21 protein-coding genes are annotated in these 21,712 nt (G+C 66.1%); 7 read left to right on the top strand and 14 right to left on the bottom strand.

What is annotated here, in order from left to right:
* The first annotated feature begins 137 nt into the window (after positions 1-137).
* The 5 genes from BFF94_RS07560 (at position 138) to BFF94_RS07540 (ending at position 6,864) form a co-directional block, all read left to right on the top strand.
* Entirely contained in the window at positions 138-1,202 is a 1,065-nt protein-coding gene (locus BFF94_RS07560; RefSeq protein ID WP_246637247.1) for a regulator, read from the top strand.
* A gap of 14 nt (positions 1,203-1,216) precedes the next feature.
* Positions 1,217-2,914 carry a single-stranded-DNA-specific exonuclease RecJ gene (gene recJ / locus BFF94_RS07555; protein WP_128851186.1) on the top strand — a complete coding sequence of 566 codons (1,698 nt, stop codon included), beginning with the start codon at positions 1,217-1,219 and terminating at the stop codon, positions 2,912-2,914.
* 152 nt (positions 2,915-3,066) lie between these two features.
* A protein-coding gene (gene prfB / locus BFF94_RS07550; protein ID WP_128851183.1) for a peptide chain release factor 2 occupies positions 3,067-4,171 on the top strand; the annotation gives its coding sequence in 2 pieces (ribosomal slippage) (positions 3,067-3,147 and positions 3,149-4,171; 1,104 coding nt in all).
* An 83-nt stretch (positions 4,172-4,254) separates the two neighbouring features.
* Positions 4,255-5,781: a lysine--tRNA ligase gene (gene lysS / locus BFF94_RS07545; protein ID WP_128851180.1), complete on the top strand. Its 1,527-nt coding sequence runs from the start codon at positions 4,255-4,257 to the stop codon at positions 5,779-5,781.
* Positions 5,782-6,129: 348 nt separating this feature from the next.
* A complete protein-coding gene (locus BFF94_RS07540; RefSeq protein WP_219139176.1) occupies positions 6,130-6,864 on the top strand; it encodes a glycine zipper 2TM domain-containing protein in 735 nt (244 codons plus the stop codon).
* Between the two features lie 131 nt (positions 6,865-6,995).
* Here the strand turns inward: BFF94_RS07540 and iscX are convergent, their stop codons facing one another.
* The 12 genes from iscX to BFF94_RS07480 form a co-directional block, all read right to left on the bottom strand.
* Entirely contained in the window at positions 6,996-7,205 is a 210-nt protein-coding gene (gene iscX, locus BFF94_RS07535; RefSeq protein ID WP_128851175.1) for a Fe-S cluster assembly protein IscX, read from the bottom strand.
* 19 nt (positions 7,206-7,224) lie between these two features.
* A complete protein-coding gene (gene fdx, locus BFF94_RS07530; protein WP_006478392.1) occupies positions 7,225-7,566 on the bottom strand; it encodes an ISC system 2Fe-2S type ferredoxin in 342 nt (113 codons plus the stop codon).
* A gap of 88 nt (positions 7,567-7,654) precedes the next feature.
* Positions 7,655-9,523 carry a Fe-S protein assembly chaperone HscA gene (gene hscA, locus BFF94_RS07525; RefSeq protein ID WP_128851173.1) on the bottom strand — a complete coding sequence of 623 codons (1,869 nt, stop codon included), beginning with the start codon at positions 9,521-9,523 and terminating at the stop codon, positions 7,655-7,657.
* Between the two features lie 54 nt (positions 9,524-9,577).
* Positions 9,578-10,105 carry a Fe-S protein assembly co-chaperone HscB gene (gene hscB / locus BFF94_RS07520; protein ID WP_128851170.1) on the bottom strand — a complete coding sequence of 176 codons (528 nt, stop codon included), beginning with the start codon at positions 10,103-10,105 and terminating at the stop codon, positions 9,578-9,580.
* Between the two features lie 97 nt (positions 10,106-10,202).
* A complete protein-coding gene (gene iscA / locus BFF94_RS07515; protein WP_014896627.1) occupies positions 10,203-10,526 on the bottom strand; it encodes an iron-sulfur cluster assembly protein IscA in 324 nt (107 codons plus the stop codon).
* Positions 10,527-10,588: 62 nt separating this feature from the next.
* Positions 10,589-10,996 carry a Fe-S cluster assembly scaffold IscU gene (gene iscU / locus BFF94_RS07510; protein ID WP_128851167.1) on the bottom strand — a complete coding sequence of 136 codons (408 nt, stop codon included), beginning with the start codon at positions 10,994-10,996 and terminating at the stop codon, positions 10,589-10,591.
* Between the two features lie 67 nt (positions 10,997-11,063).
* Positions 11,064-12,287 carry an IscS subfamily cysteine desulfurase gene (locus BFF94_RS07505; protein ID WP_128851164.1) on the bottom strand — a complete coding sequence of 408 codons (1,224 nt, stop codon included), beginning with the start codon at positions 12,285-12,287 and terminating at the stop codon, positions 11,064-11,066.
* 65 nt (positions 12,288-12,352) lie between these two features.
* Complete coding sequence (gene iscR / locus BFF94_RS07500) at positions 12,353-12,892, bottom strand: Fe-S cluster assembly transcriptional regulator IscR (protein WP_122945788.1); 540 nt, start codon at positions 12,890-12,892, stop codon at positions 12,353-12,355.
* Positions 12,893-13,006: 114 nt separating this feature from the next.
* Entirely contained in the window at positions 13,007-13,489 is a 483-nt protein-coding gene (locus BFF94_RS07495; RefSeq protein WP_128851161.1) for a low molecular weight protein-tyrosine-phosphatase, read from the bottom strand.
* Between the two features lie 101 nt (positions 13,490-13,590).
* Complete coding sequence (locus tag BFF94_RS07490) at positions 13,591-13,818, bottom strand: hypothetical protein (RefSeq protein ID WP_128851158.1); 228 nt, start codon at positions 13,816-13,818, stop codon at positions 13,591-13,593.
* A 128-nt stretch (positions 13,819-13,946) separates the two neighbouring features.
* Complete coding sequence (locus BFF94_RS07485; protein WP_219139175.1) at positions 13,947-15,359, bottom strand: lactate utilization protein B; 1,413 nt, start codon at positions 15,357-15,359, stop codon at positions 13,947-13,949.
* Between the two features lie 35 nt (positions 15,360-15,394).
* Positions 15,395-16,117 carry a (Fe-S)-binding protein gene (locus BFF94_RS07480; RefSeq protein ID WP_128851155.1) on the bottom strand — a complete coding sequence of 241 codons (723 nt, stop codon included), beginning with the start codon at positions 16,115-16,117 and terminating at the stop codon, positions 15,395-15,397.
* A gap of 183 nt (positions 16,118-16,300) precedes the next feature.
* Between BFF94_RS07480 and BFF94_RS07475 the strand changes: the two genes are divergently transcribed.
* Entirely contained in the window at positions 16,301-17,110 is an 810-nt protein-coding gene (locus BFF94_RS07475) for an IclR family transcriptional regulator (RefSeq protein ID WP_128851150.1), read from the top strand.
* Between the two features lie 101 nt (positions 17,111-17,211).
* Here BFF94_RS07475 and pbpG read toward each other — a convergent pair whose 3' ends face one another.
* Positions 17,212-18,378: a D-alanyl-D-alanine endopeptidase gene (pbpG, locus tag BFF94_RS07470; RefSeq protein WP_128851147.1), complete on the bottom strand. Its 1,167-nt coding sequence runs from the start codon at positions 18,376-18,378 to the stop codon at positions 17,212-17,214.
* A gap of 654 nt (positions 18,379-19,032) precedes the next feature.
* On the opposite strand from pbpG, the gene BFF94_RS07465 reads away from it, so the two are divergent.
* Positions 19,033-19,599 (top strand): phasin family protein, encoded by a 567-nt coding sequence (locus tag BFF94_RS07465; RefSeq protein ID WP_128851145.1) that lies wholly within the window; start codon positions 19,033-19,035, stop codon positions 19,597-19,599.
* A gap of 201 nt (positions 19,600-19,800) precedes the next feature.
* Here BFF94_RS07465 and lpdA read toward each other — a convergent pair whose 3' ends face one another.
* The gene (lpdA, locus tag BFF94_RS07460; protein WP_128851142.1) at positions 19,801-21,567 is read right to left on the bottom strand and encodes a dihydrolipoyl dehydrogenase; all 1,767 of its coding nucleotides are present in this window, start codon (positions 21,565-21,567) and stop codon (positions 19,801-19,803) included.
* Between the last annotated feature and the right edge of the window lie 145 nt (positions 21,568-21,712).

Below are 21,712 nucleotides of genomic sequence, written 5' to 3'. Positions count from 1 at the left end.
GGGGAGGCGCCCCGCGGCCGGACCGCCGCCCGGCGGCCACCACCGGCCCGGGCGCGGTCGAAAAACGGCCGCCGGACGCGAACGGGCCGTCGGCCGGCCCGATCACGCGCGCAGTTTGCCATACAATGCGCACCATCATGCACGACCGACGCCTCCATTTTCTCGTTCCGTTCGCGCTGCCGTCGGCGGCCGATGCGGCCTCGTCCCTGCACACGCTGGACAGCCCCGCGCTCGAAAAGTTGCTCGCCCGCGCCAGCCTCGTCGAGCGCGTGGCCGGCGAGGACTTCCAGCGCACGCTGCCGCACGAGCGCTGGCTGGCCCGCCAGTTCGGCGCGACCCAGGGCAACGCCGCTGACGAGGCGCCGCTCGCGCCCTACATGCTGCTGGCGGACGGCGGCGACCCCGGCGCGCACGCGTGGGCGTGCGTCGAGCCCGTACACGTCGAAATCGCGCACGATCACCTGGTGCTCGTCGATCCGGCGGCCCTCGCGCTCGACGACGGCGACGCGGCCGCGCTGCTCGCGGTCGCGCGGCCGCTGATCGAGGAACTCGGCGTGCGGCTCGAAGCGCCGAACCCGGCGCGCTGGTACCTGTCGAGCGAACAGCTCGCCCGGCTCGCCGGCGCCGCGCCGCTGCGCGCGAGCGGCCGCAACATCGAGATCTGGCTGCCGCACGAGGCACGCACGGGCGAGCGCTCGCGGATGTGGATGAAGCTGCAGAACGAAGTGCAGATGGCGTGGTTCCAGCACCCGGTCAACGAAACCCGCGAAGCGCGCGGCCTGCCGGCCGTCAATTCGATCTGGTTCCATGCACAGGGCACGCTGAAGCCGGTCGGCGCGCCGTTCGCGCGGGTGCTGTCCGCGTCGCCCGCGGCGCTCGGCCTCGCGCGCGCCGCGCAGATCGACGCCGGTGCGCCGCCGGCCGCGTTCGGCGCGCTGCCCGCCGCCGCCGGCGCGACGCTCGTCGAACTGCCGGCGCTGACCACCCCGTTCATCGAACAGGACTGGGCGCGCTGGCACGACGGGCTCGCCGCGCTCGAGCGCGACTGGTTCGCGCCGGCGCTCGCCGCGCTGCAGAACGGCGAGCTGGCGAGCGCCGATTTCACGCTGTGCGGCGACACGAGTTCCGTGACGCTGCACGCGACGCGCGGCGACCTGCGCAAATTCTGGCGCCGCCGCGCGCTCGCTTCCCTGTTCGAATAACAAGCAGACCCCGTATGACTCGGATCGTTACCCGCCCCGTCGCGTCCGCCGACGCCGAAGTGCTCGCGCGTCACGGCCTGCATCCCGTCCTCGCGCGCCTGTACGCGTCGCGCGGCGTGCAATCCCCCGCCGACATCGAGACCGCGCTCGCTCGCCTCGTCCCGCCCACCGAGCTGAAAGGCTGCGCCGACGCGGCATCGCTGCTCGCCGACGCGATCGCCGACAAGCGACGCCTGCTCGTCGTCGCCGACTACGACTGCGACGGCGCGACCGCGTGCGCGGTCGCGGTGCGCGGCCTGCGGATGTTCGGCGCGCAGATCGACTATCTGGTGCCGAACCGCTTCGAATACGGCTACGGCCTCACGCCCGAGATCGTCGAGCTCGCGGCCGCGCGCAAGCCCGACCTGCTGATCACCGTCGACAACGGCATCGCGAGCGTCGCGGGCGTCGAAGCCGCGAACGCGCGCGGCATCGACGTGCTCGTGACCGATCACCACCTGCCCGGCGACGCGCTGCCCGCCGCCCGTGCGATCGTCAACCCGAACCAGCCCGGCTGCGGGTTCCCGAGCAAGCACATCGCCGGCGTCGGCGTGATGTTCTACGTGCTGCTCGCGCTGCGCGCCGAGCTGCGCCGCCGCGGCGCATTCGCGAGCAAGGAAGCCGAGCCGCGCCTCGACGGCCTGCTCGACCTCGTCGCGCTCGGCACCGTCGCCGACGTCGTGCGGCTCGACGGCAACAACCGCGTGCTGGTCGCGCAGGGGTTGCAGCGCATCCGCAACGGCCGCATGCAGCCGGGCATCGCCGCGTTGTTCCGCGCCGCGGCGCGCGAAGCGCGCACGGCGTCGGGCTTCGACCTTGGTTTCGGCCTCGGCCCGCGGCTCAACGCCGCCGGGCGGCTCTCCGACATGTCGCTCGGCATCGAGTGCCTGATCACCGACGACATCGGCCGCGCGTGGGATCTCGCGCAGCAGCTCGACGTGATGAACCGCGAGCGTCGCGAGATCGAGGCCGGCATGCAGCAGCAGGCGCTCGCCGATCTCGCCGACGTCGACCCGGCCGACGCGTGCACGATCACGCTGTTCAATCCCGAGTGGCACCAGGGCGTGATCGGCATCGTCGCCGGGCGGCTGAAGGAGAAATTCCACCGTCCGTCGTTCACGTTCGCGCACGCCGACGAGGAAGGCCGGCGGGTCAAGGGTTCGGGCCGGTCGATCGCCGGCTTCCACCTGCGCGACGCGCTCGACCTCGTGTCGAAGCGCGAGCCGGACCTGATCGTCGCGTTCGGCGGCCACGCAATGGCGGCCGGCCTCACGCTCGACACCGAAAACGTGCCGCGCTTCGCGGCCGCGTTCGAAGCCGTCGCGCGCGAATGGCTGTCCGACGACGCGCTCGCCCGCGTGATCGAAACCGACGGAGAGCTCGAGGACGCCTACTTCACGCCGCAGTTCGTCGGGTTGCTCGACGAGGCCGTCTGGGGGCAAGGCTTTCCGGCCCCGCTTTTCTCGGGCGAATTCGACGTCGTGTCGCAGTCGCTCGTGAAGGAAAAGCACCTGAAGCTGCAGCTTGCGCGCGGCCGCCAGCGCTTCAATGCGATCTGGTTCAACCACACCGAGCCGCTGCCGGAGAGCGCGCTGATCGCGTACCGGCTCGTCGCCGACACGTGGAACGGCGTCACGCGCATCCAGCTGATCGTCGAACACGCGACCGGCTGAGCGCGGGCTGCCCGGCCCGCGACGCCCGCCCCTGCATGCACGCCGCGCGGGACGGGGTCCCGGCGCGCGTGCGAGCACCGTCTGCGTCACCGGGCAACCCTGCCGATCGGCTATAATTCCGCTTTTTTACGAAGCAAGAAAAGCGAACGATCATGGAAGCGGAACGTCTCAACGCGATCGAAAGCTCCCTGCTCGACCTGCGCAATCGCGCGGGCGAGCTTCGGGGGTATCTTTGACTACGACGCCAAAGCTGCGCGTCTGACCGAAGTCAACAAGGAACTCGAAGACCCGAACGTCTGGAACGACTCGAAGAACGCCCAGGCGCTCGGTCGCGAGAAGAAGCTGCTCGAAGGCGTCGTCATGACGCTCACTGCGCTCGATAGCGACCTGCGCGACGCGCTCGACCTGTTCGAGCTGGCCCGCGAGGAAGGCGACGAGGACACGCTCGTCGCGTCGGAAGACGACGCCGCGAAGCTCGAGGCACGCGTCGGCGACATCGAGTTCCGCCGGATGTTCTCGAACCCGGCCGACCCGAACAACTGCTTCATCGACATCCAGGCAGGCGCCGGCGGCACCGAGGCGTGCGACTGGGCGTCGATGCTGCTGCGCCAGTACCTGCGCTACTGCGAACGCAAGGGCTTCAAGGCCGAGGTGCTCGAAGACTCCGACGGTGACGTCGCCGGCATCAAGAACGCGACGGTCAAGGTCACGGGCGAATACGCATACGGCTTCCTGCGTACCGAAACGGGCATCCACCGCCTCGTGCGCAAATCGCCGTTCGACTCGTCGGGCGGCCGCCACACGTCGTTCTCGTCGGTGTTCGTGTATCCGGAAATCGACGACTCGATCGAAGTCGAGATCAACCCGGCCGACCTGCGCATCGACACGTACCGCGCATCGGGCGCGGGCGGCCAGCACATCAACAAGACCGACTCCGCGGTACGGATCACGCACATGCCGACCGGTATCGTCGTGCAGTGCCAGAACGACCGCTCGCAGCACCGCAACCGCGCCGAAGCGATGGCAATGCTGAAATCGCGCCTGTACGAAGTCGAGATGCGCAAGCGCCAGGCCGAACAGGACAAGCTCGAATCGAGCAAGACCGATGTGGGCTGGGGCCACCAGATCCGTTCGTACGTGCTCGACCAGAGCCGCGTGAAGGACCTGCGCACGAACGTCGAAATGAGCAACACGAGGGCTGTCCTCGACGGCGACCTCGACGACTTCATCAGCGCGAGCCTCAAACAGGGCGTGTAAGCGCCGCGGCGCGGCCTGGCCAGGTCGCGCCACCCTTGCCCTTCCCGTTTGCGTTGCCGCACCCACTCCGAATTCCGACCATCATGACCGAACCGACTCAAACGCAGCCCGCCGTCGCAGCGGACGAAAACCAGATCATCGCCGAGCGCCGCGAAAAGCTGCGCGCGTTGCGCGAGCAAGGCGTCGCCTACCCGAACGATTTCCGGCCGACGCATCACGCCGCCGATCTGCAGGCGAAATTCGCCGACTCGGACAAGGCCGCGCTCGAAGCGAACCCGGTCGAGGTGTCGGTCGCCGGCCGCATGATGCTCAAGCGCGTGATGGGCAAGGCGAGCTTCGCGACGGTGCAGGACGGTTCGGGCCAGATCCAGTTCTTCGTGACGCCGAACGACGTCGGCGCCGAAACCTACGACGCATTCAAGAAGTGGGACCTCGGCGACATCGTCGCCGCGCGCGGCGTGCTGTTCCGCACCAACAAGGGCGAGCTGTCGGTCCAGTGCAAGGAGCTGCGCCTGCTGTCGAAGGCGCTGCGGCCGATGCCGGACAAGTTCCACGGGCTCGCCGACCAGGAAATGCGCTATCGCCAGCGCTACGTCGACCTGATCGTCACGCCGGAAACGCGCGACACGTTCCGCGCCCGGACCAAGACGATCGCGTCGATCCGCAAGTTCATGGATTCGGCCGACTTCATGGAAGTCGAGACGCCGATGCTGCACCCGATCCCGGGCGGTGCGGCCGCGAAGCCGTTCGTCACGCATCACAATGCGCTCGACATGCAGATGTTCCTGCGCATCGCACCGGAGCTGTACCTGAAGCGCCTGATCGTCGGCGGCTTCGAGCGCGTGTTCGAGATCAACCGCAACTTCCGGAATGAAGGCGTGTCGCCGCGTCACAACCCGGAATTCACGATGATGGAGTTCTACGCCGCGTACACCGACTATCGCTGGCTGATGGACTTCACCGAGCAACTGATCCGCCAGGCGGCGATCGATGCGCTCGGCACCGCGACGATCCAGTACCAGGGCCGCGAACTCGACCTCGCGAAGCCATTCCATCGGCTGACGATCACGCAGGCGATCCAGAAGTACGCGCCGCAGTACACCGACGGCCAGCTGTCGGACGACGCGTTCGTGCGCACCGAACTGAAGCGCTTCGGCGTCGACGTGTCGCAGCCGGCGTTCCTGAACGCAGGCATCGGCGCGCTGCAGCTCGCGCTGTTCGAGGAAACGGCCGAAGCGCAGCTGTGGGAACCGACGTTCATCATCGACTACCCGGTCGAGGTGTCGCCGCTCGCACGCGCATCGGATACGGTGCCGGGCATCACCGAGCGTTTCGAGCTGTTCATGACCGGCCGCGAGATCGCGAACGGCTTCTCGGAGCTGAACGATCCGGAAGACCAGGCCGCGCGCTTCAAGAAGCAGGTCGAGCAGAAGGACGCGGGCGACGAGGAAGCAATGTTCTACGACGCCGACTACATCCGTGCGCTCGAATACGGGATGCCTCCGACCGGCGGCTGCGGGATCGGCATCGACCGTCTCGTGATGCTGCTGACCGACAGCCCGACGATCCGCGACGTGCTGCTGTTCCCCCATCTGCGCCGCGAAGACTGACGGCCGCAACCGCGTGTGCGCCGCGCCCCGTGGCGCGCACGCATCAGCTTTGTAACGACGCGTAAATCCCGCCAGCCGGCGTCCGCCGGCTTTCGATCCTCCCCTGTTTTATTCCCTCGTCGCGACGACGTGCCCCGGGTTTTCCCGACAATGACCGGCGACGCCCCGCTGCAATTCGTTACACCTTGATACGGCGTGCTTTTTGTCGGTGGACGACACTCCGTTTGCGTCACCACGCATGACCACGGGACCAGAACAAGGCGCAGGAGCGCCAAGTCTGATCGATCCCGAGCGTGGGATCCGGCCCGGCGCCGCAGTGCCGATCCGGATCGACATCGGAGAGAAAAAATGGACAACCAGAATCAGACCACGCCGCAAAAGCAACGCCTCCACCCGCTCGTCGCCACCGCCGCCGGCGCTGTCATCGTCGCCAGCCTCGCGGCGACGGCAGCGATCACGGGCGTGTTCCCGAAGGCCACCAGCAGCAACGAACAGAACGGCCAGACCCAGGCCGCGCTGATTGCGTCGCAGCCGGCGGTCGACACCGCAGCCGCCGCGAGCGCCGCGCTTGCCGCGCAAGCGCAGCAACAGGCTGCCGAACAGGCCGCCGCGCAACAGAAAGCCATCGCACAGGCCGAGCCGAAGCCGGCACCGCGTCCGGCGACGACGCACCGTCGCCACACGCCGGCGCCGCAGCCGCCGCAATATGCGCAGCAGCAGCCGTCCGGCTCGGCGCAGCCGGCCTACTGCCAGACCTGCGGCACGGTCGTCTCGATCACGTCGGTCCGCACGCCGGGCCAGGGTTCGGGCATCGGCGCAGTCGGCGGCGCCGCCGCGGGCGGGCTGCTGGGCAACCAGTTCGGTCACGGTAACGGCCGCACCGCGATGACGATCATCGGCGCGCTGGGCGGCGGACTTGCCGGCAACCAGGTCGAGAAGCAGGTGCGCGCCGAAACCGACTACCAGGTGCAAGTGCAGATGGAAAGCGGCGCGACGCGCACGTTCACGTACCACAACCAGCAGCCGCCGTTCGGCCAGGGCCAGCGCGTGCGGATCGAGAACGGAACGCTGGTCGGCGCGTGATCGCATGATCGTCTCGCGCCCGCGTATCGGGCGCGGACAAGAGGCCAGGAAACGAAAACGGCTCGTGAGCAATCGCTCACGAGCCGTTTTCTCATTTTGAACCGCATGCGCGATAGCGGCGCACGCCGTGCTCAATCGTCGTCGTCGAAGTCCGATTCGTCGATCCAGTGCGCCTGGATCGCCTCGAGGATCTTCTCGCCGGAGTGCTTCGGATCGTCGTCGAAACCGTCGAGTTCGAGCACCCACTGGCGCAACTCGACGAAATTGATCCGCTGCGGGTCGATGTCCGGGTGCTTCTCCGCCAGCGCAATGGCTACTTCACGCGAATCGGTCCATTTCATCGCCTGCCTCCGGTTCCAGTCAGTGGTTTTCCTTCGCGTGGTTGATCGAGTACTTCGGAATCTCGACCACCAGGTCCGAATCTTCCTTCACGATCGCCTGGCACGACAGGCGCGACGTCGGCTCGAGGCCCCACGCCTTGTCCAGCAGATCGTCCTCGTCCTCCTCGGACGGCGTCAGATCGTTGAAGCCTTCGCGGATCACCACGTGGCACGTCGTGCACGCGCACGACTTCTCGCATGCATGCTCGATCTCGATCCCGTGGTCGAGCAGGTTGTCGCAGATACTCTTGCCGGGCGTCGCGTCGATCACCGCGCCATCCGGGCACAGTTCGACGTGAGGCAGCACCACCAGTTGAGGCATGTCCGTTCCGTCAGTCAGGGTACGGCGCCAGGCGCCGCACGGTTCATTATCGCGCGGGCCGTCGCCGGCCGATGCGCAGTTCGTGGGTTCAGATCTCGTCGAGCCGGCGACCCGACAGCGCGCGCTTGATGCTCTTGTCCATCCGGCGCGCCGCAAATTCGTCGGTGCCGTCGGCCAGCGCCTTGGTCGCCGCTTCGATCGCGTTCGTATCGTCGCCTTGCGCGACCGCGCGCAGCGCCGCGGCGAACGCGTCGACCTGCGTGCGCTCGTCCGCATCGAGCAGTTCGCCGTCGACCGCCAGCGCGGCCTGCGTCGCCTCGAGCATCCGCTCGGCCTCGACCTGCGCTTCGCGCAGCGCGCGTGCGCGCATGTCGATCTCGGCGGTCTTGAAGCTGTCTTCGAGCATCTTCGCGATGTCGTCGTCGGCGAGGCCGTACGACGGCTTCACGACGACCGACGCCTCGACGCCCGACAGCTGTTCGCGTGCGAACACCGACAGCAGGCCATCCGCGTCGACCTGATACGTCACGCGAATGCGCGCGGCGCCGGCCGTCATCGGCGGAATGCCGCGCAATTCGAAGCGCGCAAGCGACCGGCAGTCGGCGACGAGCTCGCGCTCGCCCTGCACGACGTGGATCGCCATCGCAGTCTGGCCGTCCTTGAAGGTCGTGAATTCCTGCGCACGCGCGATCGGAATCGTCGAGTTGCGCGGAATGATCTTCTCGACGAGGCCACCCATCGTCTCGACACCGAGCGACAGCGGAATCACGTCGAGCAGCAGCCAGTCGTCGCCGGTGCCGCGGTTGCCCGCCAGCAGGTCGGCCTGGATCGCCGCGCCGAGCGCGACGACCTGGTCCGGATCGAGGTTGACGAGCGGCGGCTGGCCGAAATATTTCGCGACCGCATCGCGGATCACCGGCATGCGCGTTGCGCCGCCGACGAGCACGACGCCCTTGATGTCGGCCGGCGTCACCTGCGCGTCGCGCAGCGCCTTGCGCGTGGGTGTGAGCGTGCGCTGCACGAGCGGCTCGACGAGCGCTGCGAACGTGTCGTGCGAAATCGTCTGCACGAGGTGCGCGCCGCCCGACAGCGTCACGTCGAGCGACGCCTGCGGTGCGGACGACAGCGCTTCCTTCAGCACGCGCACACGGTCGAGCAGCAGGCGCACGTCCTCGGGCGCGAGCGTCTTCGCGTCGATACCGGCCTGCGCGAGCACATGACCGAACAGCGCGTGGTCGAAGTCGTCGCCGCCGAGCGCGGAATCGCCGCCCGCGGCCAGCACTTCGAACACACCCTTCGTCAGCTTCAGGATCGACAGGTCGAACGTGCCGCCGCCGAGGTCGTACACCGCATAGAGGCCTTCGGCCGCGTTGTCGAGCCCGTAGGCAATCGCCGCGGCGGTCGGTTCGTTCAGCAGGCGCAGCACGTTGAGGCCCGCGAGGCGCGCGGCATCCTTGGTCGCCTGGCGTTGTGCTTCGTCGAAATACGCGGGCACCGTGATCACCGCGCCGACCAGATCGTCGCCGAGCGAATCTTCCGCCCGATAGCGCAGCGTCGCGAGAATCTCGGCCGACACTTCGACCGGGCTCTTCACGCCGTCGACGGTACGGATCTGCACCATGCCCGGCGCATCGACGAATTCGTACGGCGCGTTCGCACCACCCTCGACTTCGGCCTTGCCGCGGCCCATGAAGCGCTTGACCGATACGATCGTGTTGCGCGGATCGGTCGCGGCCTGCTCTTTCGCTTCGTGGCCGATGCGGCGGCCGCCCTTCTCGAGATAGCGGACCACCGACGGCAGCAGCACGCGGCCCGCTTCGTCCGGCAGTACTTCAGGCACGCTGTTGCGCACGGCCGCGACGAGCGAGTTCGTCGTACCGAGATCGATCCCGACGGCGAGTCGCCGCTGATGCGGCGCCGGCGCCATGCCCGGTTCGGAAATTTGCAGTAAAGCCATCTTGGTTCGTTCGGGCGCTTGGCCCGTTTGCTGCGCGTGCCGCAAGGCACGCGGTTAGGTTTCGAGGCGCTCGATCTGCGCGCCCACTTCCGACGCGACCCGTTCGATGAACATCAGCTGGCGCACGGCCTCGGCGGCCGCCTGATCGGCACCGCTGTCGAGCAGCGTGCCGAGGCGCTCGACACGCACGCGCTTCTCGTCGCGCAACTCGGCGAGCAGCGCGTCGAGCGCATCGACGTTGCGGGCGGCCGCGGCATCCTCGATGCCCTCGCGCCATTCCATCTGCTGCATCAGGAACGCAGGCTCCATCGCGGTGTTGTTTTCCGCCCCGATGTCGACGCCGCGCAGCGACAGCAGATAGGACGCGCGCTTCAGCGGATCGCGCAGCGTGCGGTATGCCTCGTTCGCGCGGGTTGCCCATTGCATCGCGATGCGCTTCTGCGCGTCGCCGGCCGCCGCGAAGCGGTCCGGATGCACCTGCGTCTGCACCGTCCGATAGGCAGCGTCGAGCGCCGTATCGTCGAGCGCGAATTGCGCCGGCAGGTGAAACAGGTCGAAATGGCTGTCTTTCAGCGAGACCATCGTCGCGTTCAATTCCGGTTCGTCGCGCGGCAAACGCCGCACATTAAAAAGGCGGCCCGTGCCGCCTCTTGCCCGCATCGCGCGGAGATCCGCTTCGTCACACGCGGAACGATTCGCCGCAGCCGCACTCGTCCTTCACGTTCGGGTTGTTGAACTTGAACCCTTCGTTCAGGCCTTCGCGTGCAAAATCGAGCTCGGTGCCGTCGATATACGCGAGACTCTTCGGATCGACGATGACCTTCACGCCATGGCTCTCGAACACCTGATCCTCGGGAGCCAGCTCGTCGACGTACTCGAGCTTGTACGCGAGCCCCGAGCACCCGGTCGTGCGAACGCCAAGCCGCAGGCCCACACCCTTGCCGCGACGGACGAGGTATTTCTGGACGTGCTGTGCTGCTTTTTCGGTCAGTGTAATTGCCATGATGTCCTTGCCGCGGCGCGCCACCGGGGCCCGCCGCGTTCCTTCAAGCCGCTCGATGCCGCTCAGGCTGCTGCCTGATCGCCTTCCTGGGTGTCGTGGCGCTTCTTGTAGTCGGCCACGGCTGCCTTGATCGCGTCTTCTGCGAGGATCGAGCAGTGAATCTTCACCGGCGGCAGTGCGAGCTCTTCGGCGATCTGCGTGTTCTTGATCGACAGCGCTTCGTCGAGCGTCTTGCCCTTCACCCATTCGGTCACGAGCGAGCTCGACGCGATCGCCGAACCGCAACCGTACGTCTTGAACTTCGCATCTTCGATCACGCCGTCCGCGCCGACGCGGATCTGCAGCTTCATCACGTCGCCGCAAGCCGGCGCGCCGACCATGCCCGTGCCGACCGTGTCGTCGTCCTTCGCGAACGAACCGACGTTGCGCGGGTTTTCGTAGTGATCCAGAACCTTGTTGCTGTAAGACATGACTCAGACTCCTTGACTCGTTACGTCTGCGTGCGCCAATCCGCCCGCGGGTGCATTCAATGCGGTATTAGTGTGCGGCCCATTCGATCGTCGACAGATCGATGCCTTCCTGGTGCATTTCCCAGAGCGGCGACAGTTCGCGCAGCTTCGCGATCTTGCTGTTCAGCAGATTGACCACGAAGTCGACTTCCTGCTCCGTCGTGAAGCGGCCGACCGTGAAGCGGATCGAGCTATGCGCGAGCTCGTCGTTGCGGCCGAGCGCACGCAGCACGTACGACGGCTCCAGCGACGCCGACGTGCACGCGGAACCCGACGACACCGCGACGTCCTTGATCGCCATGATCAGCGACTCGCCTTCGACGAAGTTGAAACTGATGTTGAGGTTGTGCGGGACACGGCGCTCCATGTCGCCGTTCACGTAGGTTTCCTCGATCTGCGACAGGCCGCGCAGCAGCTTGTCGCGCAGCATGCGGACGCGCTCGTTCTCGGTCGCCATTTCTTCGCGCGCGATGCGGAACGCTTCGCCCATGCCGACGATCTGGTGCGTCGCCAGCGTGCCCGAACGCATGCCGCGCTCGTGGCCGCCGCCGTGCATCTGCGCTTCGATGCGCACGCGCGGCTTGCGACGCACGTACAGCGCGCCGATGCCCTTCGGGCCGTACGTCTTGTGCGCCGAGAACGACATCAGGTCGACCTTCAGATTCGCGAGATCGATCCCGACCTTGCCGGTCGACTGCGCGGCGTCGACGTGGAACACGATGCCCTTCTCGCGACAGATTTCACCGATCGTCTCGATGTCCTGGATCACGCCGATCTCGTTGTTCACGTGCATCACCGACACGAGGATCGTGTCCGGGCGCAGCGCAGCCTTGAACACGTCGAGGTCGATCAGGCCGTCATCCTTCACGTCGAGGTAGGTGACTTCGAAACCGTCGCGCTCGAGCTCGCGGCACGTGTCGAGCACGGCCTTGTGCTCGGTCTTCACCGTGATGATGTGCTTGCCCTTGCCCTTGTAGAAGTTTGCGGCACCCTTGATCGCGAGATTGTCCGATTCCGTTGCGCCGGACGTCCAGATGATCTCGCGCGGATCCGCGTTCACGAGCGCGGCCACCTGCTCGCGCGCTTCCTCGACCGCGCGCTCCGCGTCCCAGCCATAGGCATGGCTGCGCGACGCCGGGTTGCCGAACTGCTCGCGCAGGTACGGCACCATCTTGTCGACCACGCGCGGATCGACCGGTGTCGTCGCGCTGTAATCCATATAGATAGGCAGGTGGAGAGTCTCTTGGGTCATCTGTCGCTCCGGGTATTCTGTGCAGGGACTATGTGCGTTATGGGGTATGGCGGGCGCCTTCGCGCTCACGAACTCGCGATGTTGAACACCGAATTGGGGCCGAGCGGCATCGTGCGCACGGGCTCGGCCGGCGCGGCAGCGGGCTCCGGCGTGCGCCGGTCGCGCAGCACCGCGGGGGCGCCCTCGCGTGCACGCTGCTGATCGACGAGATCCTGCAGCGACACCGAATCGAGGTACTCGACCATCTTCTGGTTCAAGGTCGACCACAGCTCGTGCGTCATGCAATGGCCGTCGGGCTGCTTCGAGCCGTCGCACGTGCCTTTGCCGCCGCACTGCGTGGCGTCGAGCGGTTCATCGACCGCGATGATGATGTCGGCAACGGTGACGTCCTGCGCGCGACGCGCGAGGTTGTAGCCGCCGCCCGGGCCGCGCACGGATTCGACGATTTCATGCCTGCGCAGCTTGCCGAACAGCTGTTCGAGATACGAGAGCGAAATCCGCTGGCGCTGGCTGATGCCTGCAAGCGTCACCGGGCCCTGCTCCTGGCGCAGTGCCAAGTCAATCATCGCCGTGACGGCGAAACGGCCTTTGGTGGTGAGTCTCATGGTGTCTAGGGGACTACAATCTTGACGATTTTGGTCAAGTATAAATATTTGACGAATTTAGTCAAGTATCCACGTCTTTGAAAGGGTATTCGCAGACCGCTGAATACCGCGCGATCAGCGCTCCGTGCGGGCCCGGAGCGTTTCCAGCAAGCCTGCGCACGCGCGTTCGACCTGATCGAGCACCTGCTCGAAGCCCTGTGCGCCGCCGAAATAAGGATCGGCCACTTCGGTTTCGGTCGAGCCCGGCGCGAACTCCATCAGCAGGCGCACCTTGTCGCGATGCTGCGGCGGACAACGGCGGCGCAGTTCGGCGAGATTGGCTTCGTCCATCGCGAGCAACAGGTCGAAACGCTCGAAATCCGCCGGACTCACCTGCCGCGCGCGCAGCGCCGACAGGTCGTAGCCGCGGCTGCGCGCAGCGGCCTGCGCACGCGTATCGGGCGACTCGCCCACGTGCCAGTCGCCCGTGCCGGCCGAATCGACTGCGATCCGGTCCGCCAGCGCGGCCGCGCCGACCTGGTGGCGCATCACGCCTTCCGCGGTAGGCGAACGGCAGATGTTGCCGAGACAGACGAAACAGATCGCAACACGGGTCATCGCACTATCGGAAAGCCGCGGCGGGCCGCGTGGGGGAAGAGCGCGCCATTATACAAAGGCGGCCGAAATCGCGCCGCCGCGCAAAGCGACGGCACCGTGCATTACAGCGCCTTCGGCGCGGCGAGCACGACGTTGCCCGATGCCGCCGGCAGCGGCTTCGCCACGTCGCCGACCAGACCGAACGACACCGTGCGCGCCAGTTCCGCAGACGCCTGGTGAACCGCGAGCGGGCCGCGCGACGGCGCATCGGCCATCGCGTGCAGATAGGCAGTCGCGGCCAGCGGGACGACGATTGCCAGCGGCCAGTACATCGATATTGTCTTTCTCATGATGCGACCTCGTTGACCTCGTACCCCGAAACCCAATTCCGGGGACTACAGACCAAATTCTATAGACCGCATCTATCGAGATAAATATGTAAATAGCGAACGCACTGTTGCCGCCCGATGAACAGTCGTCAGCCGAGGTGGCTTTGCGAGGCCGCGTACAGTTCGCGGAACGTGCGCCCGGTCGGCGTCGGCATGTCGCGCGTATCCATCCAGCCGCCCATCATCGGCAGGCGCCGCAGCGTGCCGCCGTTGCCGCCCAGCCGCTCGAGGACGCGCACCGCGAGCTTGGTCGTCAGCGCGTACAGCATCGGCCGCCGCGCGAAGAAACCCCACGCGGCGAGCGCCGCCCGCTCGCGCCACGGCCGCAGGTGCCGCTCGACCTGCTTCTCGCGCAGCGTGCGCAACAGGTGCGACAACGGAATCCCGACCGGGCACACGCTGTCGCATTCGCCGCATAGCGTCGCAGCCTGCGGCAGGTCGAGCGCGCGGTCGAGCCCGACGTAGCTCGGCGTCAGCACCGCGCCCATCGGCCCCGGGTAGACCCAGCCGTACGCATGGCCGCCGACCTTCTGGTAAACCGGGCAGTGATTCATGCAGGCGCCGCAACGGATGCAGCGCAGCATCTCCTGGAACTCGCCGCCGATCAGCCCCGTGCGACCGCCGTCGACGAGCACCACGTAGTTGTGCTCGGGGCCGTCCTCGTCGTCCGGCCCGCGCGGCCCGGTCAGCAGAGAGAAATAATTCGACGTCTTCTGCCCCGTCGCGGAGCGCGGCAACAGACGCATCGCGGTCGCCAGGTCCTCGAGCGTCGGCAGCACCTTCTCGATGCCCGTTACCGCGACATGCACGCGCGGCATCACCGTGCACATCCCCTCGTTCCCTTCGTTCGTCACGATCGCGACCGAGCCCGTCTCGGCGATCACGAAGTTGCCGCCCGTCACGCCCATGTCGGCCGACATGAAATGCGGCCGCAGCACCTCGCGCGCCTCGCGCGTCATGTCCGGAATCTCGGTGAGCCGCTCGCGATGGTGCGTGCGCGCGAACAGGTCGGCGATCTCGTCCTTGTCCTTGTGCACAACGGGCGCAATGATGTGGCTCGGCGGCTCGTTGTCGTTGATCTGCAGGATGTATTCGCCGAGATCCGTCTCGATCGACTGCACGCCCATCTCCGCGAGCACCGCGTTCAGGCGCATTTCCTCCGACACCATCGACTTGGTCTTGATGACCTTCTTCACGTCGTGACGACGCGCGATGTCGGCCACGAGCCGCGCGGCGTCCTCGGTCGTTTCGGCGAACAGCACCGTCGTGCCGCGTCGCACCGCCTCGCGCTCGAACGCTTCGAGCCACACGTCGAGGTTCTCAAGCGCGCGGTTGCGGCGCTCCTTGAGCGCGGCGCGCGTGGCCGGGAAGTCGATCGAGGTGATCGCGTCGGCGCGCGCGGACACGAACTTCGTCGACAGCTTCTTCAGGTTCTGCTGCAGGCGCTGGTCGGCCAGCTTCTGGCCGGCGCGCGCCTTGAAATGCATCGATTGGACTTGCATCGCGGTATCGGGGGAAAAGTGAGCGGAACCGGGCGTCAGACGTCGCCCGCCAGCACCTGCGCGACGTGCAGCACGCGCGTGTCGCGGTCGCCGGTGCGGCGCAACCGCCCTTCGATGTTCAGCATGCAGCCGAGATCGCCGAGCACCACGGTGCCCGCGCCCGATGCGCGCACGTTCGCGCATTTCTCGTCCGCGATAGCCGCGGAAATATCGCCGTACTTGATCGCGAACGTGCCGCCGAAGCCGCAGCAGTGCTCGCAGTCCTTCATCTCGGTGACCGCGATGCCGCGCTGCGCGAGCAGCGCGCGCGGCTGCGCCTTCACGCCGAGTTCGCGCAGGCCCGAGCACGAGTCGTGATAGGTGACGGGCCCGGCGAACTCGCCCGGCGTGAGCGACACTCTGGCGACGTTCGCGAGGAAATCGGTCAGTTCGTAGACTTTCTGCTGGAACCGCGCGTAGCGCCCCATCAGCTCGGGATCGTCGCGGAACAGATCGCCGTAGTGCGCGCGGATCATCCCGCCGCACGAACCCGACGGCGCGACGACATAATCGAACTGCTCGAACTCGCGCAGCGTCTTTTCCGCGAGATCGCGCGCGAGCGCGCGCTCGCCCGAGTTGTAGGCCGGCTGGCCGCAGCAGGTCTGCGCGGGCGGCACGATCACCTCGAAGCCGGCGTCGCGAATCAGCTTGAGCGCCGAGAAACCGATTTCCGGGCGCATCAGATCGACCAGGCAGGTCACGAACAAACCGACTCGCATACGTGCTCCTTCGAGAAAACGGCTCTCATTATCCGCCGTTTGGCCGACAAGACCAACGCCGCTTCGCGCGCAAGCCCGCCGTGCGCGAAACGAGGACTTCCTCGAACGGCGTTCGCTTTTTTCACAATACGAGATACAATCGTTGCAATACCGCTTGACGCGTCAACCGATTTCTCCCCCGACATGAGCCAACCCACCCCGGATTCAAAAACGTCGATCCAGGTGATCGAACGCATGATGCGGCTGCTGGACGCGCTCGCCGCGCACAGTGACCCCGTCAGTCTGAAGGAACTCGCGCAGCGGACGGAGCTGCATCCGTCGACCGCGCACCGCATCCTCAACGACATGGTGACCTGTCGTCTGGTCGATCGCTCCGATCCCGGCACGTACCGGCTCGGCATGCGGCTGCTCGAACTCGGCAACCTCGTGAAGGCGCGCCTGTCGGTGCGCGACGCGGCGCTGATGCCGATGCGCGAGCTGCACCGCCTCACCGGGCAGACCGTGAACCTGTCGGTACGCCAGGGCGACGAGATCGTCTATATCGAGCGCGCGTATTCGGAGCGCTCGGGGATGCAGGTCGTCCGCGCGATCGGCGGCCGTGCGCCGCTGCATCTGACGTCGGTCGGCAAGCTGTTCCTCGCGGCCGACGAAACGTCGCGCGTGCGCGCCTATGCGACGCGCACGGGGCTGTCCGGCCATACGCAGAACAGCATCACGGACATCGCGAAGCTCGAGCGCGAACTGACGATCGTTCGCCAGCAATCGTGCGCGCGCGACAACGAAGAGCTGGAGCTCGGCGTGCGCTGTATCGCGGCCGGCATCTACGACGACTCGGGCAAGCTCGTCGCGGGCCTGTCGCTGTCGGCCCCGGCCGATCGCCTGCAGGATGCGTGGCTCGGCCAGTTGAGCCGTACGGCCCTCACCATCTCGGAATCGCTCGGCTACCGGCCGGCGCCCACGAAGGACGCGGACGGGCTGCAGCGGCTGGCGTAAGCCGCTCTCGGCGGCCGCTGCGCCCCCGAACGAAAAAAGCCCCGCGATTGCGGGGCTTTTTCTTGCAGCCATCGGCGCGACGGCGAACCGCCGCGACACGATCAGGTCCCGCCGTTCGGCGTGTTGGCCGCCGTCAGGCGCTCGCCACCGCCGGCATCGAGCCAGTTGCGCAGGCGCGCCGCGTCGGCGAAGCGCGAATACTTGCCGAACGAATCGAGCAGCACCATCACCATCGCCCGGCCGTGGATCGTCGCCTGCATCACGAGGCACTCACCCGCTTCGTTGATGAAGCCCGTCTTCTGCAGGCCGATGTCCCACGAGCCGTTGCCGCGGATCAGCGCGTTCGTGCTGTTGTAGACCAGATTGCGCTTGCCCGTGTACACCTCGTAGGTACGATCGGTCGAGAACTGGCGGATCGTCGGGTACTGGTACGCCGCATTGACCATCTTCACGAGGTCGCGCGCGCTCGACACGTTCGAACTCGACAGGCCCGTCGAATTCTCGAAATGCGTATCGGTCATGCCGAGCGACTTCGCCTTCGCGTTCATCGCGGCGATGAACGCCGGACGGCCGCCCGGGTAGTAACGCGACAGCGCGGCGGCCGCACGGTTTTCCGACGCCATCAGCGCGATATGCAGCATGTCCTCGCGCGACAGCACCGAGCCGACCGACAGGCGCGAGCCCGTGCCCTTCTCGTAGTCGCGGTCTTCGTCGGTGACTTCGATCTGGTCGGCCATCGGCGACTTCGAGTCGAGCACGACCATCGCCGTCATCAGCTTCGAGATCGACGCGATCGGTACGACGGCGTGCGAATTCTTGTCGAACAGCGGCTCGCCGGAATTCTGGTCGACGACGTACGCGACGCTCGAACGCAGCGCGAGCGCGTCGGGCGTGTCGTGCAGGCCGAACGCCTGGCCGACCGTCGGCCGGCGCGGCTGGAACGCGACCTTGCGGACCGCGCCGCGGTGGCCGCCATGCACGTTCGCCGCGAGCGTCACGCGTTTTCGCGACGCCTTCGCACGCGGCGCATCGGCCGCGGCGACCTTGGCGGATTTGTCGGACGCTACCGTGGCCGACTTCTTCTTCGCGGACGAAGCAGGAGCGGCGGCCTTTTTCTTGGCGGCTTGTTGGGTCTTCGCAGTGGCGGCAAAGGCGTCAGCGGGCGCGACGGACGCGGTGGTCGCCAGCAAGGCGACTGCGACCGACACAGCCGTGCCGAGCGTCATGCTCTGCAACAATCTGCGCGGTGAAAACGATTCGGCTTTCATTGGGGTCTGGACAAAGCGGGCGGGAGGTTTCCGCAAGTGTAGTTAAAGCTGAAAAAAAGAGCAATATTAGGCACTTACCGATCGTCGTTAAACCGGAATGTAAGGGTCGACCAAACTTCGGTCGATCGACCCTCCCGCCCCCATCGAAAAAACTCATGGGATACGCTGCCCAACAGCACCCGCCTCCCGATTACCACACGGTTAATTGAGATAACGTCACTTTGGAGGCGATTTAAAGCGGGGAAACTACGTATCCGGCGCTCGGCGTGCCAGCGGCACCGGTCTCGACCGTGGCGGCGGCACGTCGCCACGGCACGCGCATCGAAACGGCGCGTTTTTCGACAGGAACAGAAGGATAACGTTCCACAGCCCTGTCAGGTTTACCTGTGCATGATCATGGTGCGCCGTGTCTGCCTCGGGGTCGTGCGCACCATTTGGGATTTCGCGTGAAACCGGTTCCGAAAGCTCACGATAACTCGTTGTTTTATCGATAATTTGTCGCGATTGTGCAACGCACAAAAAATACTTGACAATGGTTTTCTCTGCCCTAAAATAGGCTTCATTGCTGCGTTGCACAAAGCACGCACATCCGAGATTCCCCAGCGTAGTGCCCTTTACCCTGCGATCGACGCGATCGCTTTTCAGGAGCTTGACATGTCCTTGCTGACCCCCGAGCAAATCGCCGCTGCACAGAAAGCCCACCTCGAAAGCCTGTTCGGTCTGACGACCAAGGCGTTCGAAGGCGTCGAAAAGCTGATCGAACTCAACCTGCAGGTCGTGAAGTCGACGCTAGCCGAAGGCCAGGAAAACGCACAGCGCCTGCTGTCGGTGAAGGACGCGCAGGAACTGATCGCACTGCAGGCCAGCCTGTCGCAGCCGGTCGCGGAAAAGGTGCTGTCGTACGGCCGTCACCTGTACGAAATCGCATCGTCGACGCAAGCCGAGTTCACGAAGGTTGCCGAAGCGCAACTGGAAGAGCAGAACAAGAAGGTCCAGGCACTCGTCGACAACGTCGCGAAGAACGCACCGGCTGGTTCGGAAACGGCTGTCGCCGCGCTGAAGTCGGCACTGAACGCTGCGAACACCACGTACGAAACGGTTCAGAAGGCAACGAAGCAAGCCGTCGAGATCGCCGAGACGAACTTCAACGCCGCTGCTGCCGTCGCAACGAAGGCTGCTACCGCCGCTGCCGCACGTCGTTCGAGCAAGCCGGCCGCGTAAGCGTCCCCTGCTCCTGAAAGAGCCGCGCCCAGCGCGGCTTTTTCGTTTCTGGCGCCGGAACACACACGAACCGGCAGCCGCCTGCCGGTCTCGAACGATCGTTTGATCGCCGGCCGCGGGCCAAAGAAAACGCCGCCGCCCGGGTAATCCGGGCGGCGGCGTTTTTTCGTGGCCGGTGCGTGACCGGCCGTGCCGGTCGCGTTACTTCTTGCGTTGCGGCGGCAGGTCCGTACAGACGCCTTCGTACAGCTCGGCAGCCATGCCGACCGATTCGCCGAGCGTCGGGTGCGGATGGATCGTCTTGCCGATGTCTTCCGCGTCCGCGCCCATCTCGACGGCGAGGCACACTTCGCTGATCAGGTCGCCCGCGTTCAGGCCGACGATTGCACCACCGATCACGCGATGGGTTTCCTCGTCGAAGATCAGCTTCGTGAAGCCTTCGTCGCGGCCGTTCGCGATCGCGCGGCCCGAAGCGGCCCACGGGAACACGGCCTTGCCGTACTTGATGCCTTCGGCCTTGCACTGGTCTTCCGTCTTGCCGGCCCACGCCACTTCCGGATCGGTGTAAGCCACCGACGGGATCTGCAGTGCGTCGAAGTACGCCTTCTCGCCATGCGCGGCTTCCGCGGCGACGTGACCTTCATGCACGGCCTTGTGCGCGAGCATCGGCTGGCCGACGATATCGCCGATCGCGAAGATGTGCGGGACGTTCGTGCGCAGTTGCTTGTCGACGTCGATGAAGCCGCGATCCGTGACGGCAACGCCTGCCTTGTCGGCGCCGATCTTCTTGCCGTTCGGGCTGCGGCCCACCGCGACGAGCACGAGGTCGTAGCGCTGCGCTTCCGCCGGCGCCTTCTCGCCCTCGAACTTCACGTAGATGCCGTCTTCCTTCGCTTCCGCGCCGACCGTCTTGGTCTTCAGCATTACGTTGCCGAAGCGCTTCGCGTTGTACTTTTCCCAGACCTTCACGAGATCGCGGTCCGCGCCCATCATCAGGCCGTCCATCATTTCGACGACGTCGATCTCGGCGCCGAGCGTCGCGTACACCGTGGCCATTTCGAGGCCGATGATGCCGCCGCCGATCACGAGCATGCGCTTGGGCAGCTGGCGCAGTTCGAGTGCGCCCGTCGAATCGACGACGCGCGGGTCTTCCGGCATGAACGGCAGCTTCACGGCTTGCGAGCCCGCGGCGATGATCGCCTGCTTGAACTTGACGACCTTCTTGCCGTTTTCGCCCTGCACTTCCATGTGATACGGATCGACGAATGCGCCGACGCCGGTGACGACTTCGACCTTGCGTGCCTTCGCCATGCCGGCGAGGCCCGTCGTCAGCTTCTTGACGACGCCGCCCTTGAAGTCGCGCAGCTTGTCGAGATCGACCTCCGGCTTGCCGAACGTGATGCCGTGCGACGCGAGCGCCGCGGCTTCGTCGATGACGAGTGCCGTGTGCAGCAGCGCTTTCGACGGGATGCAGCCCACGTTCAGGCACACGCCGCCGAGCGTCGAGTAGCGTTCGACGAGCACCGTCTTCATGCCGAGATCGGCTGCGCGGAACGCGGCCGAGTAACCGCCGGGGCCGGCGCCGAGCACGAGCATGTCGCACTCGATGTCCACCGCACCGGCATAGCTGCCGGCTTGCGGCGCGGGCGACGGAGCGGCTGCGACCGGTGCCGGCGCTGCTGTTGCGGGCTTGGCCGGTTCGGGTGCTTTTGCGGGTGCGGCGGCGCCTGCCGATGCTTCGACGATGGCGATCACGGTGCCTTGCGAGACTTTCTCGCCGGCTTTGACCTTGATTTCCTTGACCGTGCCGGCGACGTCGCTGGGCACTTCCATGGAGGCTTTGTCCGATTCGAGCGTGATGAGCGTCTGCTCTTTTTCGATCACGTCGCCCGGCTTCACGTTGACTTCGATGACATCGACGCCGCTGAAATCGCCGATATCCGGAACCTTGACTTCGATGAGACTCATTACTGTCCCCTTCTTGATTAGCTGCAGACAGAGAGGGAGAAACCCGCGAAAGAACCCGACTACGGCCTGACAAGAAAACGCAAACCTAGGCAGAACCACCTTTGCTGTCCGCCCAAGGACGCGCCTTTCTTTTGGTTACTTTTCT

It is taken from the genome of Burkholderia catarinensis (assembly GCF_001883705.2).
Lineage (GTDB): Bacteria > Pseudomonadota > Gammaproteobacteria > Burkholderiales > Burkholderiaceae > Burkholderia > Burkholderia catarinensis.
Note: the sequence above shows the minus strand (reverse complement) of the source record. Positions and strands in the feature narration are given on the sequence as shown.

Bases quoted from the DNA above. Each gene is read 5' to 3' on its own strand.
- BFF94_RS07490 (WP_128851158.1), bottom strand. From the start codon at position 13,818: ATGAGAAAGACAATATCGATGTACTGGCCGCTGGCAATCGTCGTCCCG.
- lpdA (WP_128851142.1), bottom strand. From the start codon at position 21,567: ATGAGTCTCATCGAAGTCAAGGTTCCGGATATCGGCGATTTCAGCGGC.
- BFF94_RS07560 (WP_246637247.1), top strand. From the start codon at position 138: ATGCACGACCGACGCCTCCATTTTCTCGTTCCGTTCGCGCTGCCGTCG.
- iscR (WP_122945788.1), bottom strand. From the start codon at position 12,892: ATGAGACTCACCACCAAAGGCCGTTTCGCCGTCACGGCGATGATTGAC.
- hscA (WP_128851173.1), bottom strand. From the start codon at position 9,523: ATGGCTTTACTGCAAATTTCCGAACCGGGCATGGCGCCGGCGCCGCAT.
- iscU (WP_128851167.1), bottom strand. From the start codon at position 10,996: ATGTCTTACAGCAACAAGGTTCTGGATCACTACGAAAACCCGCGCAAC.
- iscX (WP_128851175.1), bottom strand. From the start codon at position 7,205: ATGAAATGGACCGATTCGCGTGAAGTAGCCATTGCGCTGGCGGAGAAG.
- BFF94_RS07465 (WP_128851145.1), top strand. From the start codon at position 19,033: ATGTCCTTGCTGACCCCCGAGCAAATCGCCGCTGCACAGAAAGCCCAC.
- BFF94_RS07475 (WP_128851150.1), top strand. From the start codon at position 16,301: ATGAGCCAACCCACCCCGGATTCAAAAACGTCGATCCAGGTGATCGAA.
- fdx (WP_006478392.1), bottom strand. From the start codon at position 7,566: ATGCCTCAACTGGTGGTGCTGCCTCACGTCGAACTGTGCCCGGATGGC.
- BFF94_RS07505 (WP_128851164.1), bottom strand. From the start codon at position 12,287: ATGACCCAAGAGACTCTCCACCTGCCTATCTATATGGATTACAGCGCG.
- BFF94_RS07480 (WP_128851155.1), bottom strand. From the start codon at position 16,117: ATGCGAGTCGGTTTGTTCGTGACCTGCCTGGTCGATCTGATGCGCCCG.
- lysS (WP_128851180.1), top strand. From the start codon at position 4,255: ATGACCGAACCGACTCAAACGCAGCCCGCCGTCGCAGCGGACGAAAAC.
- pbpG (WP_128851147.1), bottom strand. From the start codon at position 18,378: ATGAAAGCCGAATCGTTTTCACCGCGCAGATTGTTGCAGAGCATGACG.
- BFF94_RS07485 (WP_219139175.1), bottom strand. From the start codon at position 15,359: ATGCAAGTCCAATCGATGCATTTCAAGGCGCGCGCCGGCCAGAAGCTG.
- hscB (WP_128851170.1), bottom strand. From the start codon at position 10,105: ATGGTCTCGCTGAAAGACAGCCATTTCGACCTGTTTCACCTGCCGGCG.
- iscA (WP_014896627.1), bottom strand. From the start codon at position 10,526: ATGGCAATTACACTGACCGAAAAAGCAGCACAGCACGTCCAGAAATAC.
- BFF94_RS07495 (WP_128851161.1), bottom strand. From the start codon at position 13,489: ATGACCCGTGTTGCGATCTGTTTCGTCTGTCTCGGCAACATCTGCCGT.
- BFF94_RS07540 (WP_219139176.1), top strand. From the start codon at position 6,130: ATGGACAACCAGAATCAGACCACGCCGCAAAAGCAACGCCTCCACCCG.
- recJ (WP_128851186.1), top strand. From the start codon at position 1,217: ATGACTCGGATCGTTACCCGCCCCGTCGCGTCCGCCGACGCCGAAGTG.